The following is a 16,587-nucleotide window of genomic DNA, read 5'->3' as shown; positions in this document are numbered from 1 at the left end:
ATATTTTATTGCTTCAGTATTTTTAAAACAAATACTGAGTGACTTAGCTTTTAACTTTTTTAATTCATGAAGAAATTTTTAGTGTTAGAAATTAATCTTTTGCCTATATAAAAAAAGGTGAATTTTTAACCCGTCGAAGCTTATGAAACGTTTAAGAAAGCATATAATCTTCTGAGTAATAGTATATATTCACGAATATATGGTCATATTTGTATAATTCAAAAAATATAAAACCCAATAAAAACGATGAAAAAAAAATATGCGAATAAAATCCTGAATTTCTTGGTGATGAATATTCTTTTATTCAGTTTTACCTGTGTTGATGTGGTGGGAAAGCGTGTCCTTGCAACCAACGAATACACACTGGTGGTTGAAGGTTTCGACTGGGGGCCGGCCGTCAATAAAGTAATTCTTGAAATGGATGCACCAATTAGTGTGGTTGATTTCAAAAATTTTACGGTTTTGGTCGAAAGAACTCATAATTGCGTTGACATACCTGCTACTCAAGCAAAAGGTGACAGAACTGTGGTATATGCGTATCCTTCTGATAATAAAGGAAATAGAGTTAAAGAAGGCACATTTGTAACCTTGGTGCTGGCAGTTTCACCAAATTTACCGTTAGGCTCGCCTTTCCAATATTCGCAAAAAGAAGGTTGCAGGGGAAATCAGTGGGTAGATTATAAAATGACCATCACCGAAACTAAGACCAGTAAGATATGGAATAAACAGAAGGGTAAACTCATGCCACTTGTCGATGAATTTGACCTTTTAGGGAAATTTGACTATGGAGAAGGTAAATCATTGACGTATGCCGCTTTCACGCCTAAAGATAAAAATGGAAAATCTCCACTTATTATTTGGCTTCATGGCGGTGGCGAAGGTGGAACAGACCCTTCGATTCCATTGCTGGCAAATAAAGCAGCTAATTATGCTTCTAAAGAAATGCAAGCTTATTTTGGTAGTGCATACGTTTTATCTCCGCAATGTCCTGGGGCATGGATGCATAACAAAGAGGGAAAAACTTCGCACGGAGAAGTGGACGACGTATATAATAAAGCGTTAATGATGCTAATTAAAGATTTTGTAAAAAATCACCCAAATATTGATGCAACACGTATTTATGTAGGCGGTTGTTCAAACGGCGGATATATGTCCTTGAAGTTGATTTTGAATGAACCCAATTACTTTGCGGCGGGATACATTAGTGCTTTGGCATATCAATCGCAATACATAACTGATCAGCAAATTAATAGTATCAAGAATGTTCCGATTTGGTTTATTCATTCAAAAGATGATGGGACCACATTGCCCGAAAATACGGTTGTTCCTGTTTATAACCGATTGAAAGCAGTAGGAGCTAAGAACGTCCACTTTTCATTCTACGACCATGTAACCGACCTTTCTGGATTTTTTGGAGGAGAAAACTACTATTATACTGGTCATTGGTCTTGGATATATTCGCACGTGAATCATGCAAAAACCGAATTTGATGGCTCGCCAGTAAAGGTAAATGGCAAGCCTGTAACAATCATGGAATGGATGGCTTTACAAGCAATAAAGTAAAGCAAGCTTATAGAAATTTGTATTATTTAAACCTTTGCCTATGAAATAAGCTTAAAAGTAAATACTTAATTTTCAAAAGGTCAATTTAGTTTCGGCTCTCTCCATTATTACCTTGAGTAATTTTGGAGAGAGCAAAATCTAAAGTATCTGCATTTTTTTGGTGAGTATTCTTGTCGCTCAAAGTTTACATAATACTTAGTTTTAAAACCTCATTTCCCTTTTTTGTCGTATTCAATTTTGAAGATTGTTCCGTTTAAATCATCACTGACGTACAAAGAACCATCGATTCCTTGAGCCAAACCACAGGGACGATGCTGAATTGGGCCGGTGGGTTTTTCTAAATCTACTCCCGCAAAATTATCCGCAAAAATCTCCCATTTACCTGAAGGTTTGTTGTTTACAAAAGGAACAAATGCTACTAAATAACCTTTTTTCAATTCTGGCGATTGACCATGAAAGGCGATAAAAGCTCCGTTTTGGTATTTTTTGGGAAACATTTTTCCAGTATAAAATAATAATGCATTGGGCCCTAAATGAGCAGGAAAAGCAACTAAAGGATTAATAGTTTTTTCTCCAGCCGTTTTTTTGCCGTCTCCTCCGTATTCTGGTGCAAGTATTTTCTTCTTCTGAAATTGGTCGTAATAAACGTAAGGCCAGCCAGCATCATCATTTTTATGCAATTCGTACAACGTTTCAGCGGGCAATTCACCGCTTTGCTTTGGGGTATAATATTGCGGATAAAAATCATGAAATTTTCCTCTGCCGTGTTGTGTCGTAAAAAGAGAATTCGTGTTAGAGTTCCAAGCAATACCCACAGCGTTTTTCAATCCAGTTGCAAAACGAGTACCATCGGCAAAGGTTTGATTGAGTTTATCGGCATTAAATTGCCATATTCCTCCGGCTGAATCCAGAATTGAACACGGATTAATTCCTTTTCCGCTACCAATTTCTCTGCATGGGTCGTTGTAAGAACCGATGGTAACATAAATGTTATTTTGCTTGTCAACCACCAAAGGTTTAGCATTGTCTCGCTTTCTATCAACCAAACCACTAACGATTAACGCTGGTTTTTCGTAATCAATAACTTCGCCTTTTGTATTCATTTTGTAACGATAAACGCCTGAATTTGAGGAAGTGTACAAGTAGTCATCGTTAATAAAAATACCCGTTCCTGGATAATCTCCAAACAGTTTAGTCTCATCAATTATGCCGTCATTGTTGATATCTCGCAATAAATAAATGCCTTTACCATCTTTCAATTTAGAGAGTTTTGCGTATATATCCCCATTTTTTGCGACAGCAATATGGCGAGTTGCTCCCAAATCGGTGGCCATAATTTTAACCGAAAACCCATTTGGAAGTTTGATAGATGAACCGTTGTCTCCACCTTTTTTTATCTTGGGATTCGGCTTACAATGCGGAAATGCCTCGACCAAAACGAATAAAGAAAGAAGGAAAGTAATGAGTCGTTTTTTCATGTAATTGATTGCTAAAATTTCAAAAATGAATTCATAAAATGAGAAGATTTTTAAATATCTGAGTAATCGGCAGGATATAAAAAACGGGTATCATTTTTAGAAACATTATGTTGATATTCTGGCATAGCTACCAACTTTTTCCAGTACTCATCGGCCGAAAATGCCTTCCAATGCTCATCCCGTGAAGCCTTGTTTTCAAAGGTTGTCATGTACATGAGATTAGGCATTTGTCCGCCCGAAATAACTTCTGCGTAGAAAACCGCATTAAAACCTAATCGTTTGAACAAGGTAACCTCTCCACCTCGGTTGAACATATCCACTTTATTCAAATACAATTTTTCGGTTGGTCCTTCGTAGCTTCTCAATTCATAGACTCTCTCTGATTTCGCTGAATTTAAAGCGGGTAAATTGAAGATTGGGGCTTCTGTAAATGCCGAAAGTAAAATGGATTCAATACGGCTGTACGGAATATTATTGTACGGTGCATCAAGGTAATCTTTTCCGTCAATGGCGAATTGTTTATCTGCGAGTAGTTTTTTATCAAGTTTCAAAAACTCATCAGAAGATTTGAAAGGAATAAATACATAAACCAGCAAATCCGTTGGCTCTGGAGCATTAGGAGCAATTATTGGCTTAAATACCCCAACATTATTAATGCCCGTGCGATGAAGAGCGGGTAAATATGCTTTTTGTAAAAAAATATCAAGTCGAGCTTCTTGATCTTTCGTTTTAAGGTGATACACTTTAAACTGATAAAAATCTCTTCGAGCGGCAAAAGCCATGGAGGATAAACTCAACACAAATATTAGGGAAATGCCTGAAATGCGTTGGGCTTTCATTGTTAGATTGGTAAAAAAAATCATGAGAATTGGGGGATAAAGTAGTTAATGTAATTATGAAACGTGGTTGAACATATAGAATCAAGTTAATTTCTGAACGAATGTACTCCGAATAAAAATAACCATTACCATGTCTTATACTTAGTCAAATAATTAGCTTAAGCCTTCGCTAAAGCTATTGCAAATACACTGCCAGCACCAAAATCACTTTCCACAGAAATTTGTCCGCCTTGGGCTTCAATGAATTCTTTGCTGATGGCAAGCCCAAGCCCAGTGCCTTCTTTTTTGGTGCCTGGAACTCGGAAATATCGGTCAAAAACTTTGTCTTTATACTGCGGTGCAATGCCTTGTCCAGTGTCTTTTACTATAAATTTAACGTGCTGATTTTCAGTCACTATACTCAAATTTATAGTTGAATTATCGTGCGAATAACGAATGGCGTTTGAGATTAAATTTATCAAAACCCAAGCTGTTTTTTCACTATCCGCCAAGACTTGCGGGAGTTCTTCTGGGTAGTCAATTTTTAGCTGAATTTGCTTTTGTTCGGCTTGCGTTTTGTTTGCATCAACGGCATAAGTCAAAATGGCTATTGGATCAGCTGAAACAATGGCAAGCTGAATATTTCCTGTTTCTACTTGCGTGATATTGAGTAATTCACCTGTGGTATTGAGTAGTCGATTGGCATCGTCTTTAATGCTTTCTATTAAATTTTTTTGCTCCTCATTCAAAATTCCAACTCTTTCATTTTCAAGTAATTGCAAACTCATTTTTATCGAAGCAATTGGCGTTTTAAACTCATGGGAAACGGTTGCAATAAAGTTTGTTTTGGCAAAATCTAACTCTTTATACTCCGTTATATTCCGAAGAATCACCACAAAACCAATCGTTTTCTTTGTTTGTTCGCCTGTGGGTGTAATGGAAATTATGTGCGTTTCTTTCTCAAAATAACTCTCTTTCCCATCAGCAAATATCTTTACCGTTTGCGTTTTTTCCTTTCCACTAATGCTTTGTGTCACCTGAATATCTTGCATCAAGGAACGCAGTAAATCATTACGAATGGCAAGATTTTGAGCAAATTCGCCGACCATTTCCATTGCTGGCAATCCAACGGTTTTAGTGGCTTCTTCGTTGACAAAAAGGATTTTCATATTCTCATCTAAGCCAATTACTGGGTCGTGCATATTGCTGATGAGGGCTTCAATTCGCTTCTTTTCAATCATCAGCGTTGCCAAATTACTATCATTATATTCTTCCAATTTTTCCGCCATCGTATTAAACGAAGTCGCTAATTCGCCAAATTCGTTATTGCTCTCAAAATGAACTCTTTGCGAATAGTTTTTAGCCGCTATCTGCTTGATACTTTCCGATAATTCTTTGATGGGATTAGCAATATTGGAGGGCAAATTAATCAACAAAGTGAAGGCAATTAAAAAACAAATCACGCCCGAAAGCGCAATTCTAAGGGTTGCCACTTCTGCGGTTCGTTTAGCAAACTCACTTTTTCGCTGAATAGCCTGCATATTCAAATCCATAATTTTGAAAATCTCTTTGCGAATAAATTGATGGACTGTGAAATCGGACTGATTTTTGGAAAATTGATTGAAATAAATTCTCAAAGTTTGAGTTGCTTCTTTTTCACCAATTTCAGAAATATTATGTTCCTGTTTTTTTAAATTTTCCTCAAATTCGTGCAGCGATTTATCCGCATTTCCCTCAAGTGCCAACAACATTTTGCTCGAATATTTCAAGGAATTATAATTGGCAACCAAGATATTTTCGGTGTCACTTTTTAAGGCATTAATGTACATCGCCCCAACCGCACTGAGAAAAATAATCATTAAGAATAGAAGTCCTACGCCCAATGTTAATTTGGTTTTAATTTTCATTTAAATATTGTAATAACGAAAATTTAAGTGGATGTTTAAGACAAAATAACTAAGTCAATATTGTTTGAAGATAATTTATTTAGCAACTCATTAAAAACATTTGTTGCCAAAATAATTCTTATCAAACTCAAATGTGGTTTGCCCATGCAAACGGTTGAAATACCCAATTTCTCTGCTTGATCAACGATAGTTCGAGCGATTGAATCACTTTCAATTTTGATAATTTCTCCACCTAATTCGGTTGCTAATTTAAAATTATTAATCAAGTGTCTCTGCTTATCCAAAGCAATTCTGTCGGCACTTTCCGAAGGTTTCTGCACGTACAAAACGTACCATTTACTGTGATAATAATTAGCTAATCGGGCAGTTTTTCGAATAACTGTTTTAGCAGTAATATCGTTAGAACTAATGCAAGCCAAAAACCGTTCGTGCTTTAAATTATTCGTCTTAGGTACTTCCGATTCTACTTTTCGTTCCACTTGCGAGGCAACTTCCTTCAAAGCTAACTCACGCAATTGAAGAATCTGGTCACTTTTAAAGAAATTTTTGAGTGATATTTCAATTTTATCAGGCGTATAAATTTTACCTTCTTTCAATCGACTAATGAGTTCATCGGCCGTTAAATCTATGTTTACTACTTCATCGGCTTGTATAAGTACACTGTCAGGAATTCGTTCTTTTACTTCGATGCCCGTGATGATTTTTACTTCTTCGTTCAGACTTTCAATATGCTGAATATTGACGGCACTAATCACATTTATTCCTGCTGAAATGATGTCCATTACATCCTGCCAACGTTTTTCATTTTTACTGCCTTCAATATTGGTATGAGCCAATTCATCCACAATTACTACTTCGGGACGAGCGTTGATGATGGCTTGTACGTCCATTTCTTCCAATTCTTTGCCTTTATAAAATAGTTTTCGTCTTGGAATAATGGGTAAACCGTCCAACAATTCGTGCGTTTCTTTACGGTTGTGCGTTTCGATAAAACCGATTTTTACATCAATTCCGTTGCGTAAAAGTGAGTGTGCTTCTTGTAACATTCTGAAACTTTTTCCCACGCCCGCACTCATCCCGATGTAAATTTTAAATTTACCTTGCTTGGACTTTTTGATAAGGTCAAGAAAGTATTGGACGGTTTGGTCTTTTTCGGACATTTAGAAAGAAAGGGCTAAGGAGGTTGTCGTAAAATAATTCTGGCTACTCGGTTTATTTTCACTATTTATGAAAGATTGATCTTTGTTGTTAAATCCTCTTCCCTCAATCCGCCACATTAAATTATCAGCAATATTATAGTCCAGATTTACCGAATATCCCCAAGTTTGAAAGCCATTCGGTGTGCCTGTAGCTATAATTACCTGATTTTTATCTGAATAATATTCTCCCCTGAGGGATACATTTAGTTTATTGCTTGGTGAATATTTCAAAATTGCCACTGGCGAGTACCAAGTATCATATTCCGAACTTCCTTTGGCTTTTTGTTGCGTACCGATATCAAATCCGAGTATTAACCCAACCCTTTCATTTAATTGAAAAATACCATAAAAATTGTGAAAGTATCTCATTCTTTTGGTACTATCGGGTGTATCACTCCCGCTGAAAGAACTACTATTTAAGGTAACTTTCGATGATGGTTTATACGTTAATTGATGTCCAAAAGCAGGAGAATTATTACCAGCTATTCGCTGAATTCGTTGCCAACCGTTTAGAAATAGCCCACTTAGAAATAATTTCCCATTCTCTGAGCTATACGAAACTTTCGCACCGCTTTCATAGTATGGAGAGTTATCCGCCAAAATACTGCGGGTTAAATTCCAACAATCTTTTCCAATGGCACTTTCAAAACCAATGTGCGAGGCAAAGATACCCGTATCTACCCAAACAGTTTTAGTTTTTGATACTTTAAAACCAATATTTGCTTCATATATATTCTTCAAAACTCCTGGTTCTGCCGCAAAGTTTGCATTGGCGTAACTCCCCGTCATTAAAGTTAAATTCGCCCTTATGTTGTCCTTTTCATACGCTACTTTTATAAATCCTAAATTCAAACTTACTTCATTGTGCCGGTTATGTGAATAAACAAATCCTGGTCTGGTGTGGTTACTCGGATTCCCGAAGTCATAACTGTAATAAGTTTCCAAGTATCCACTAAATTTTAAGGGTGATTTTGTAGTGTCGGTTTGCGCATTTACAGACAAAGCAAAGGCAATTAATAAGGATAAAAATAAAGTTTTCATCGGAGTTTTATTTCTTTTTTGTTGGAATGCAGATAATACCTGTGGGTTCCAACTTTTTATATTTTCTCTAAGGCTAAATTTAATTTCAAAACATTAATTTTGGCAGTTCCCAATAAGCCAAACAATGGTTTTTCTATCTGACTATCAACGAGTTGCAATAATTTTTCTTCCGAGATATTACGAACTTTCGCAATTCTTTTTACTTGGACTATTGCTCCTTCTATGGAAATATTTGGGTCTAAACCGCTACCGCTTGCCGTTACTAAATCAGATGGAATTTCTGTTCTTTTAACACTTGGATTATGCACCATAAATGTGTCGATTCGGGCTTGAATTTCGGCTAAATGAGCGGGATTACTTGGTCCTTTATTACTTCCCGCTGATCCTGCAGCATTATAACCTACGGCGGATGGACGAGAATTGAAATATTTATCCTGCGTAAATGTCTGCCCGATATTACTGTAATACGTTTTGCCGTTTTGAGAAATTATTTCCCCTTTGCCACCGTTTGGCGCAAATTTAGCGATGCCTAAAAGACTGACTGTGTAAATTCCTGAAAAGAATAATGCACAAAATAAGGTTAATCTTATGGCTGAAAAAAGGTTGGTTTTCATTTTATTAAAGCTTTGAGTTGTGAGCTTTGAGCAAAGAGTATGATTAACGAGATTTAGAAAATTATGAAATTTAATTAGATTCACACTTTTATTCTCATTGCTCAAAGCTCATTGCCCAAAGCTAATTAAACGAATACTGACACTAAAATATCAATTAATTTTATCCCGATAAAAGGAACAATAACGCCTCCTAAACCATAAATCAATAGGTTTCTACGGAGTAATGCACTTGCACCAATGGGTTTGTATTCTACGCCACGCAATGCCAATGGAATCAAAAATGGAATGATGATGGCATTGAATATAACCGCCGACAATATCGCACTTTCGGGACTGTGTAAATTCATGATATTCAAGCCCTGCAATGATGGAATTGCCACAATAAATAAAGCAGGAATAATGGCAAAATACTTGGCAACATCATTGGCAATTGAGAATGTTGTGAGCGTCCCACGAGTCATTAATAATTGCTTTCCAATTTCCACAATTTCAATTAATTTAGTGGGGTCATTATCCAAATCCACCATATTCCCAGCCTCTTTTGCGGCTTGTGTTCCACTGTTCATGGCCACTCCCACATCCGCTTGGGCTAAGGCAGGGGCATCGTTTGTGCCATCGCCCATCATGGCCACTAATCGACCTGATTGTTGCTCTTTCTTGATATAATCCATTTTATCTTCGGGTTTTGCCTCGGCAATAAAATCATCAACACCCGCTTTTTCGGCGATAAATTTAGCCGTTAAAGGATTATCTCCCGTTACCATTACTGTCTTAATACCCATTTTTCTCAAACGCTCAAAACGCTCTTGAATTCCTGGTTTTATGATGTCTTGGAGTTCAATTACACCCAAAATTCGCTCATTTTCACAAACAACTAATGGCGTTCCGCCGTTACTCGAAATCATTGTTACTCTTCCATTAGTTTCAGCTGGGTAAAAATTTCCAGCATTTAAAGCTAAATTCTTAATTGCATCCGAAGCGCCTTTTCTAATTCTAATATTCCCAAAATCAACGCCTGAACTTCTGGTTTCTGCCGTGAATTTAATGAATCTTGGATTATCAACTTTTAAGGTATCGGGCTTAATTCCTGCCAATTCAATAATGGATTTTCCTTCGGGTGTTTCGTCTGACATTGAGCTCAAAACGGCACAATTAATGAAGTGTTTCTCGTTCACGCCGTTGGCAGGGTAAAAATTGGTCGCTTTTCTATTTCCAATAGTAATTGTTCCCGTTTTGTCCAATAATAAAACATCAATATCACCCGCTGTTTCTACCGCTTTACCACTTTTTGTGATAACATTTGCTCGTAGGGCTCTATCCATTCCTGCAATACCGATAGCAGACAATAAACCACCAATTGTGGTTGGAATTAAACACACAAATAACGAAATAAAAGCGGCAATCGTTATGGGCGTATGGGCGTAATCAGCAAAAGGTTTTAGCGTAACTGTTACGATGATAAAAACCAAGGTAAATCCTGCTAAAAGTATTGTCAACGCAATTTCATTGGGTGTTTTTTGGCGACTTGCTCCTTCTACTAAGGCAATCATTTTGTCCAAGAAACTCTCGCCAGGTTCAGTTGTAACGATGACTTTAATTTTGTCGGATAACACCTTCGTACCGCCCGTAACTGAACTTTTATCTCCGCCCGATTCCCGAATTACGGGAGCAGATTCTCCCGTAATGGCACTTTCATCAATGGTGGCTAAACCTTCAATAATTTCACCGTCTGTTGGAATTGTATCGCCCGTTTCGCAAACAAATACATCTCCCTTTTTTAGTTGAGAAGAAGGGATGATTTTGATATGATTTACGTACATATCGCCAATTGGTTCAATCCATTTAGCCGGTGTTTCTTCTCGAGTTTTACGTAAACTATCGGCTTGTGCTTTACCCCTTGCTTCGGCAATTGCTTCGGCAAAATTGGCAAAAATTAGGGTTAAAAATAAGACCAAAAACACGATAAAATTATAGGCAAAACTGCCTTGGGTGGTTTCGCCAGATAATATCCAGATACAAACTCCTAACATGATCGCTGTTCCAATTTCAACCGTAAACATGACGGGATTACGAAACATGATTTTTGGATTGAGTTTTACAAAAGACTGTTTAAACGCCTCTTGAATCAACTCTTTTTGAAATAATGATGTATTTTGAGCTTTCATTTTTTTAGTTTTTTATCCATTTAACGCTGACAGGGTTCAAAACCCTGCCAGCGTTGATTTCGATTTGTTATCCTTATTTCATCGAAAAATATTCCGCAATTGGTCCGAGTGTTAAGGCAGGGAAAAATGACAGAGCTGCCACAATTGCAATCACCGCAAATATCATTAAACCAAAAGTTGAAGTATCCGTTTTGAGTGTTCCCGCACTTTCTGGAATGAACTTTTTACCCGCTAAAATACCCGCAATGGCCACTGGGCCAATAATTGGTAAGTAACGAGCCAGTAGCATTACTACTCCACAAGCAATATTCCAAAACGGTGTATTGTCGCCCAAACCTTCAAAACCACTACCATTATTGGCACTTGATGAAGTGAATTCGTACAACATTTCACTGAATCCGTGATTGCCTGGATTAGCTAACCAACCCGCATATTCAGTTGGGTTACTGGTAAAAATATAACTTGATAAAGAGGTTGAAGCAAGAATTAGAAAAGGGTGCAACAAGGCAATAATCATGGCAATTTTCATTTCTTTGGCTTCTACTTTTTTACCGAGGAATTCGGGGGTTCTTCCCACCATCAAACTACTGATAAATACCGCCAAAATCATGAAAATATAGAAGTTCAAAAAGCCAACGCCTACCCCACCATAAAAACTATTGACCATCATGCCCAACATCGTAAACATTCCCGTTAGCGGAGTCATACTATCGTGCATGCCATTTACAGAACCGTTGCTCGTTACCGTCGTATTTATTGCCCAATAAGCCGAAGCCGCCGAACCAAATCGTACTTCTTTTCCTTCCATACTACCCAAATTTTGAGTAATTCCCATCTTCGCAATGGCAGGGTTTCCATTCATTTCACTGATGACTGAGGGAATGAGTAAGAGTAAAAAACCGATAGTCATCACGCCAAAAATAATGTGAGCTAATTTTTTCCGTTTCAAGACGTATCCTAAAGCAAAAATCATCGCAATTGGAATTAACATAATAGAAACAGTTTCAACAATATTTGTCAAATAGCTCGGGTTTTCAAAAGGATGAGCAGAGTTTGCTCCGAAAAAGCCGCCTCCATTTGTTCCTAATTGCTTTATGGCTAAGAAACCGGCTACAGGTCCACGACTTACTTGTACGGAATCTCCTTGCATCGAAATCATCGTGTCCTTGCCTTCTATTGTCATTGGAACGCCACTAAAAGCGTATAAAATAGCCGAAACGAACGCCAAAGGCAACAAAATTCTGGTACAGCTTCTGACAAAATATCGGTAGAAATTGCCCAAGGTTTCCGACGTTTTTTCTTTCATTGCCATAAAAACAACCGCAGCAATCGCAATACCGCACCCCGCACTAATGAACTGCCAAAGCATCAATACTAATTGTCCCAAATACGATAATCCACTTTCGCCAGAATAGTGTTGAAGATTAGTATTTGTTACAAAACTAACGGAAGTATTAAAAGCTAAATCACCCGTCATGGATGGATTTCCGTCAGGATTTAGCGGCAACCAACTCATATTGGTCAGCACAAACATACAGATGAGAAACCAAATGCCGTTGATGGTTAAAAGTGCCAATAAATGCTGTTTCCAAGTCATTTGTTGCTGAGAATCAATGCCGCTGATTTTGTAAAAAACCGTATCAAGTGGATTGAAAATTGGGTCGAGCCAAGTGTTTTCGTCATTGAAAGTCTTGCCGATGTAGCGACCGAGTGGTATGGCTAATGCTACGACCAACACATACATAAAAATAATGCCTACTATTTCAGTGTTCATAATGTTAAAATTTTTCGGGTTTGAGCAGTACGTAGCACATATAGCCGAAAACTGCGATGGCGATGATGAATAAAATGGTCATGATTCTATATTTTTTCGAAATAATTAATTGATTTGAAGAACAATGCGTAAAGGATTATTCCCGTGAATGTTAAAATGAGCGTTATCATATTTTTAGTTTTTATTTGTTATGCCAGAATATATTCCATTATCATTCCATTATTTGATTAGCATTTTTAACTATCTGATAAACAGTTAATTATGTTAATTTTAAAAATTTGGGCATAAAAAAACCCTATCGTTTTGATAGGGTTGGGCTGTTGTTTTGAAAGGGTAATTGGCACACGGATTACATTTTATACTCCTCCAATTTCCGATAAAGCGTCGTTAAAGCAATATTTAACAGTTTAGCAGTTTCGGTTTTATTACCATTGGCATAATTTAAAACCTTTTGAATATGGATTTTTTCGGCAGTTGTTAAGTCAAAAGTTGAGCGTGGTTTATCCGTATTTCCACTCGAAAAATTTTGTAAATCAAATGGTAAACTGTCCAAATCCAACACGTTATTATCCGTTAAAATAACACTTCGTTCAATCACATTTTTCAATTCTCGGATATTTCCTTTCCACGAATGTTGTTTGAGCGCTTCCAAAAATTCATTGGTAATTGACCTGATTTTTTTGTTCGTTTTATCTGAAAATAAATTCACAAAACTATTTGCCAATGCTTCAATATCAACCACTCGTTCACGCAAAGCGGGCAGTTTTATTTGAAAAATAGCAATTCTATAAAACAAATCTTCCCGAAAATTTCCCTGCTGAATTTCCTTTTCCAAATCTCGATTCGTAGCGGCAATTATTCGAACATTTACCTTCGTTGGCTTATTTTCTCCCACTTTTATAAACTCGCCAGTTTCCAATACTCGCAATAATTTAGCTTGTAATTCAATGGCCATTTCACCAATTTCATCCAAGAAAATGGTACCGTTATTGGCTTCTTCAAACAACCCTTTTTGGTCTTTGGTTGCCCCCGTAAATGAACCCGCTTTATGCCCGAACATTTCACTTTCCAATAAATCTTTCCCAAAAGCCGAGCAATTTATCGCCACAAAATTCTGATGAGTCCGATTACTTTCTTGATGAATCGCTTGGGCAAAAACTTCCTTTCCCGTACCCGTTTCGCCCGTCAATAATACGGTTGTGTCGGTTTTAGCGACTTTTATGGCTAAATCAATCGTTTGCAAAATGACTTTCGATTTCCCAATTATTTTATCAAAGGAATGTCTTTCGTTTAAACGCTGTTCCAGTTTCTGAACTCGTTTGGCCAAATCAACTTTTTCAATAGCACGGTGCAAAAGTGGAATGATTTTATTATTATCATCGCCTTTTATAATGTAGTCAAAAGCGCCATTTTTTATGGCTTGCACACCATCGGGAATATTTCCATAAGCTGTTAAAAGGATAATTTCGACGAGTGGAAATTTATCTTTTATCTTTTTAGTAAAGTCAACGCCATTGCCATCGGGCAGTTTTACATCGCAAAGCACGACGTCAAAATCTTCACGTTCCAGTTTATTGAAGCCCGTTTTGCAATCGCCCGCTTGCTGTACGTCAAAACCCTCCAAACCAATAATTCTGGACAAAAGGGTTCTGATTTTTTCTTCGTCGTCTATGATGAGTATTTTTTTCATTTTTAATCTATAATTGCAATAAATTGGGTGCAAACTTTCCACGATAGGGTTAACATTTAGCTTCTAAAAGCCTTGAAAAGAATCTTAAAAATTACTTCTTCATAGCGCTTTCAATCACATCACCAACGGGTTTTCCATTGTCAAAATCGTACCCTAAAAACTTGGCAACCGTCTTGGCAATTTGATTTTGAAAGAGTTGTCCTTCCGCTTTTACTTCTCCTAAAGCGGGCGTATCTGGCCCTAAAACCGCCATCCAAATTTGGTAACAATCGGCTATTTTTTGCCCGTGGCTTGTCCATTGCGACTTTATTTTATCACCTCTGCCGTGGTCGGTCGTAATTACAAATGTGGTTTTATCTTTATATTGCGGTTGCGATTGACAGTAATTCCATAAATCTTCAACGTATTTATCAAAAGAATTAGCGGCAAAAAGATATTCTTTATATTTGGCTTCATGTGCGAGTTCATCGGTTTCATCAAAAGATAGGAAAAATGCTTTTGGTTTATACTTATCAATATATTCTTTGGCTAAATAATACGTCAAAAAATCCTGTCTATCGCTCCCACTTGGCGGAATATTTTTTTGCATTTCGTTTAGTAAAACTTCTCGAACCGAAAGATTTTCTTTCACCAATTCAATCCCCGCATTCACAGGAATTCCACTTCTTTTTTCGTTAATAATGTACGGAATCACATCCCAAGTTGAATAGGCGGCAACTTTACCTTTTAATTTCGGCTGATTATTCAAAAATTCAAGCACCGTTTTATTTTCATTCTGATTTTTATCGTTGGAATTAATTTTATAATCGGCATAACCTGTTAAAATCTCATTGTACCCGGGATACGAAAACCAATAGGGATTTTTTACATTCATTTTATTTCCTACCGCACGATTTCCGTAAATTTGACCTTTTTGGGCGATTGTTTTCCAGAAAAATGGTAATAATTTTTTACGACTTTCTTGCGGCGTTTTTGCCCAAAATGTGCGAGCCACTTTCGCAGAATCATCGGTAAAAACTTTGTTATTCATGAGCGTAGAATCTACTCCACCAAACATTTCCTGCCAACGAAATCCATCGGTAGTAATGATGAAAATATTTTCTGTTTTGCCAGTTTTTTGTGCATAAGTCGTTGAAAAAAAGCACATTAAAATTAATAAGGTAATATTTTTCATTTGAAATTAACTTTTAATTAGGATTAAAAATATTCAGAGTTTTAACAAAAATCAGACAAGTTTAAGGGTTTATTTTCATATAGTATTTTAAAATTTGTTTGAACAAATCATTAATTACAATAGTAGCACCTACTAAAATGCGAATTCTTCCTAAACCAAGATCCGTGCTAAGTTAATTCGTAAACTTTCAAGTAATTTAACTTTTAAAGTTAAAAAAAAATTAAATTTTACTTGTATTCAAAAAAAATAGTTGTAATTTTGAATCGTTGATAAAGTCAACTATATTTAAAGTCAACAATTATCATGGAAATTAATAAAAATTCATTACCGTTTTTATTTGGGAATACCATAAGAGCCTTGATGAAACAATCGACTAAAGAGTTTGAAAATCAGGAAGTTAATATTTCTCCAGAGCAACATTTTTTGCTGAGAATTTTAACTTCGCAGGAAGAATCTATCCAGTCAGATTTAGCTGAAATTATGCAAAAAGATAAATCTGCGATAATGCGTCACGTTGACCAACTCGAAAAATTAGGCTTTGTCATCCGAGTAAATGATGCAATTGACCGTCGCAAAAAGCATATTGTCATTACAGAAACGGGTTCTGATGTTCTCAAAAAGTGTGAAGCAATTATTACAAACCTAATGGGAAAAAATATGGAAGAGATTTCAGAAGAAGAATTATCGACTTTCAAAAAAGTGCTTGTTAAATTAAAAGAAAACGCTGGAAAGTAGTTTTTTACCCTAATAGTTGATTTAGTCAACTATATCAAAATCAATAATATTTTTATCAACTATATACATGAAAAAGAATAAGATTATCTTTTATCTGATATTATTCGTTTTTGGCTATGACGTTCATGGACAACAAACAGTATCGCTAAAAGAATGCGTTGACTTTGCGCTCAAAAACCACTTGAGTAATACTTTATACGACAACGAAATTGCTTTGGCGAAGCAAAAATCAACTGAAGCATTGGCGGGTTATTTACCGCAAGTAGCCACAAATATTACGTTTGATGATAACTTAAAAAGACAAGTTTCGGTGATTCCAGCGGGCGCTTTTAGTCCTACCGAGCTTAGGATTCAGTTTGGTAATCAGTACAATACCAACGTAACCGCACAAGTTGATCAAGTGATTTACGACAAATCAATGTTGGTCGG

Annotated in this window: 13 protein-coding genes and 1 pseudogene; 3 read left to right on the top strand and 11 right to left on the bottom strand. The window is 36.5% G+C overall.

The window, feature by feature from the left end:
* Positions 1-246: 246 nt before the first annotated feature.
* On the top strand, positions 247-1,563 hold the full coding sequence (locus AC1W31_RS04460; protein WP_481733206.1) for a prolyl oligopeptidase family serine peptidase: 1,317 nt from the start codon (positions 247-249) through the stop codon (positions 1,561-1,563).
* Between the two features lie 209 nt (positions 1,564-1,772).
* Here the strand turns inward: AC1W31_RS04460 and AC1W31_RS04455 are convergent, their stop codons facing one another.
* The 11 genes from AC1W31_RS04455 to AC1W31_RS04405 all read right to left on the bottom strand — a co-directional run bounded on the left by AC1W31_RS04455 (position 1,773) and on the right by AC1W31_RS04405 (position 15,423).
* Positions 1,773-3,041 (bottom strand): PQQ-dependent sugar dehydrogenase, encoded by a 1,269-nt coding sequence (locus AC1W31_RS04455; protein WP_481733205.1) that lies wholly within the window; start codon positions 3,039-3,041, stop codon positions 1,773-1,775.
* 50 nt (positions 3,042-3,091) lie between these two features.
* Positions 3,092-3,880, bottom strand: a complete 789-nt coding sequence (locus AC1W31_RS04450; RefSeq protein WP_481733204.1) for an NIPSNAP family protein — start codon at positions 3,878-3,880, stop codon at positions 3,092-3,094.
* 158 nt (positions 3,881-4,038) lie between these two features.
* Positions 4,039-5,766, bottom strand: coding sequence for a HAMP domain-containing sensor histidine kinase (locus AC1W31_RS04445; protein WP_481733203.1), 1,728 nt, complete (start codon positions 5,764-5,766; stop codon positions 4,039-4,041).
* Between the two features lie 35 nt (positions 5,767-5,801).
* Positions 5,802-6,926, bottom strand: coding sequence for a universal stress protein (locus tag AC1W31_RS04440; RefSeq protein ID WP_481733202.1), 1,125 nt, complete (start codon positions 6,924-6,926; stop codon positions 5,802-5,804).
* A complete protein-coding gene (locus tag AC1W31_RS04435; protein WP_481733201.1) occupies positions 6,927-8,006 on the bottom strand; it encodes a porin in 1,080 nt (359 codons plus the stop codon).
* 56 nt (positions 8,007-8,062) lie between these two features.
* Positions 8,063-8,620 carry a K(+)-transporting ATPase subunit C gene (locus AC1W31_RS04430; protein ID WP_481733200.1) on the bottom strand — a complete coding sequence of 186 codons (558 nt, stop codon included), beginning with the start codon at positions 8,618-8,620 and terminating at the stop codon, positions 8,063-8,065.
* Positions 8,621-8,745: 125 nt separating this feature from the next.
* Positions 8,746-10,785, bottom strand: a complete 2,040-nt coding sequence (gene kdpB, locus AC1W31_RS04425; protein ID WP_481733199.1) for a potassium-transporting ATPase subunit KdpB — start codon at positions 10,783-10,785, stop codon at positions 8,746-8,748.
* 73 nt (positions 10,786-10,858) lie between these two features.
* A complete protein-coding gene (gene kdpA, locus AC1W31_RS04420) occupies positions 10,859-12,559 on the bottom strand; it encodes a potassium-transporting ATPase subunit KdpA (protein WP_481733198.1) in 1,701 nt (566 codons plus the stop codon).
* 4 nt (positions 12,560-12,563) lie between these two features.
* The gene (gene kdpF / locus AC1W31_RS04415) at positions 12,564-12,641 is read right to left on the bottom strand and encodes a K(+)-transporting ATPase subunit F (RefSeq protein ID WP_416233537.1); all 78 of its coding nucleotides are present in this window, start codon (positions 12,639-12,641) and stop codon (positions 12,564-12,566) included.
* 267 nt (positions 12,642-12,908) lie between these two features.
* The gene (locus AC1W31_RS04410) at positions 12,909-14,249 is read right to left on the bottom strand and encodes a sigma-54-dependent transcriptional regulator (RefSeq protein WP_481733197.1); all 1,341 of its coding nucleotides are present in this window, start codon (positions 14,247-14,249) and stop codon (positions 12,909-12,911) included.
* Positions 14,250-14,340: 91 nt separating this feature from the next.
* On the bottom strand, positions 14,341-15,423 hold the full coding sequence (locus tag AC1W31_RS04405; RefSeq protein WP_481733196.1) for a phosphoglyceromutase: 1,083 nt from the start codon (positions 15,421-15,423) through the stop codon (positions 14,341-14,343).
* 303 nt (positions 15,424-15,726) lie between these two features.
* On the opposite strand from AC1W31_RS04405, the gene AC1W31_RS04400 reads away from it, so the two are divergent.
* Both AC1W31_RS04400 and AC1W31_RS04395 read left to right on the top strand, forming a co-directional pair.
* The gene (locus AC1W31_RS04400) at positions 15,727-16,158 is read left to right on the top strand and encodes a MarR family winged helix-turn-helix transcriptional regulator (RefSeq protein WP_481733195.1); all 432 of its coding nucleotides are present in this window, start codon (positions 15,727-15,729) and stop codon (positions 16,156-16,158) included.
* 67 nt (positions 16,159-16,225) lie between these two features.
* A pseudogene (locus AC1W31_RS04395) lies at positions 16,226-16,587 on the top strand (TolC family protein); the annotation flags it as partial.

The organism is Arcicella sp. (assembly GCF_964672035.1).
The sequence above is the reverse complement of the archived record's forward strand: the minus strand, read 5'-3'. Positions and strand labels throughout refer to the sequence as shown.

Coding starts and splice junctions, on each gene's coding strand:
- AC1W31_RS04460 (WP_481733206.1), top strand. CDS start 247: ATGAAAAAAAAATATGCGAATAAAATCCTGAATTTCTTGGTGATGAAT.
- AC1W31_RS04455 (WP_481733205.1), bottom strand. CDS start 3,041: ATGAAAAAACGACTCATTACTTTCCTTCTTTCTTTATTCGTTTTGGTC.
- AC1W31_RS04450 (WP_481733204.1), bottom strand. CDS start 3,880: ATGAAAGCCCAACGCATTTCAGGCATTTCCCTAATATTTGTGTTGAGT.
- AC1W31_RS04445 (WP_481733203.1), bottom strand. CDS start 5,766: ATGAAAATTAAAACCAAATTAACATTGGGCGTAGGACTTCTATTCTTA.
- AC1W31_RS04440 (WP_481733202.1), bottom strand. CDS start 6,926: ATGTCCGAAAAAGACCAAACCGTCCAATACTTTCTTGACCTTATCAAA.
- AC1W31_RS04435 (WP_481733201.1), bottom strand. CDS start 8,006: ATGAAAACTTTATTTTTATCCTTATTAATTGCCTTTGCTTTGTCTGTA.
- AC1W31_RS04430 (WP_481733200.1), bottom strand. CDS start 8,620: ATGAAAACCAACCTTTTTTCAGCCATAAGATTAACCTTATTTTGTGCA.
- kdpB (WP_481733199.1), bottom strand. CDS start 10,785: ATGAAAGCTCAAAATACATCATTATTTCAAAAAGAGTTGATTCAAGAG.
- kdpA (WP_481733198.1), bottom strand. CDS start 12,559: ATGAACACTGAAATAGTAGGCATTATTTTTATGTATGTGTTGGTCGTA.
- kdpF (WP_416233537.1), bottom strand. CDS start 12,641: ATGACCATTTTATTCATCATCGCCATCGCAGTTTTCGGCTATATGTGC.
- AC1W31_RS04410 (WP_481733197.1), bottom strand. CDS start 14,249: ATGAAAAAAATACTCATCATAGACGACGAAGAAAAAATCAGAACCCTT.
- AC1W31_RS04405 (WP_481733196.1), bottom strand. CDS start 15,423: ATGAAAAATATTACCTTATTAATTTTAATGTGCTTTTTTTCAACGACT.
- AC1W31_RS04400 (WP_481733195.1), top strand. CDS start 15,727: ATGGAAATTAATAAAAATTCATTACCGTTTTTATTTGGGAATACCATA.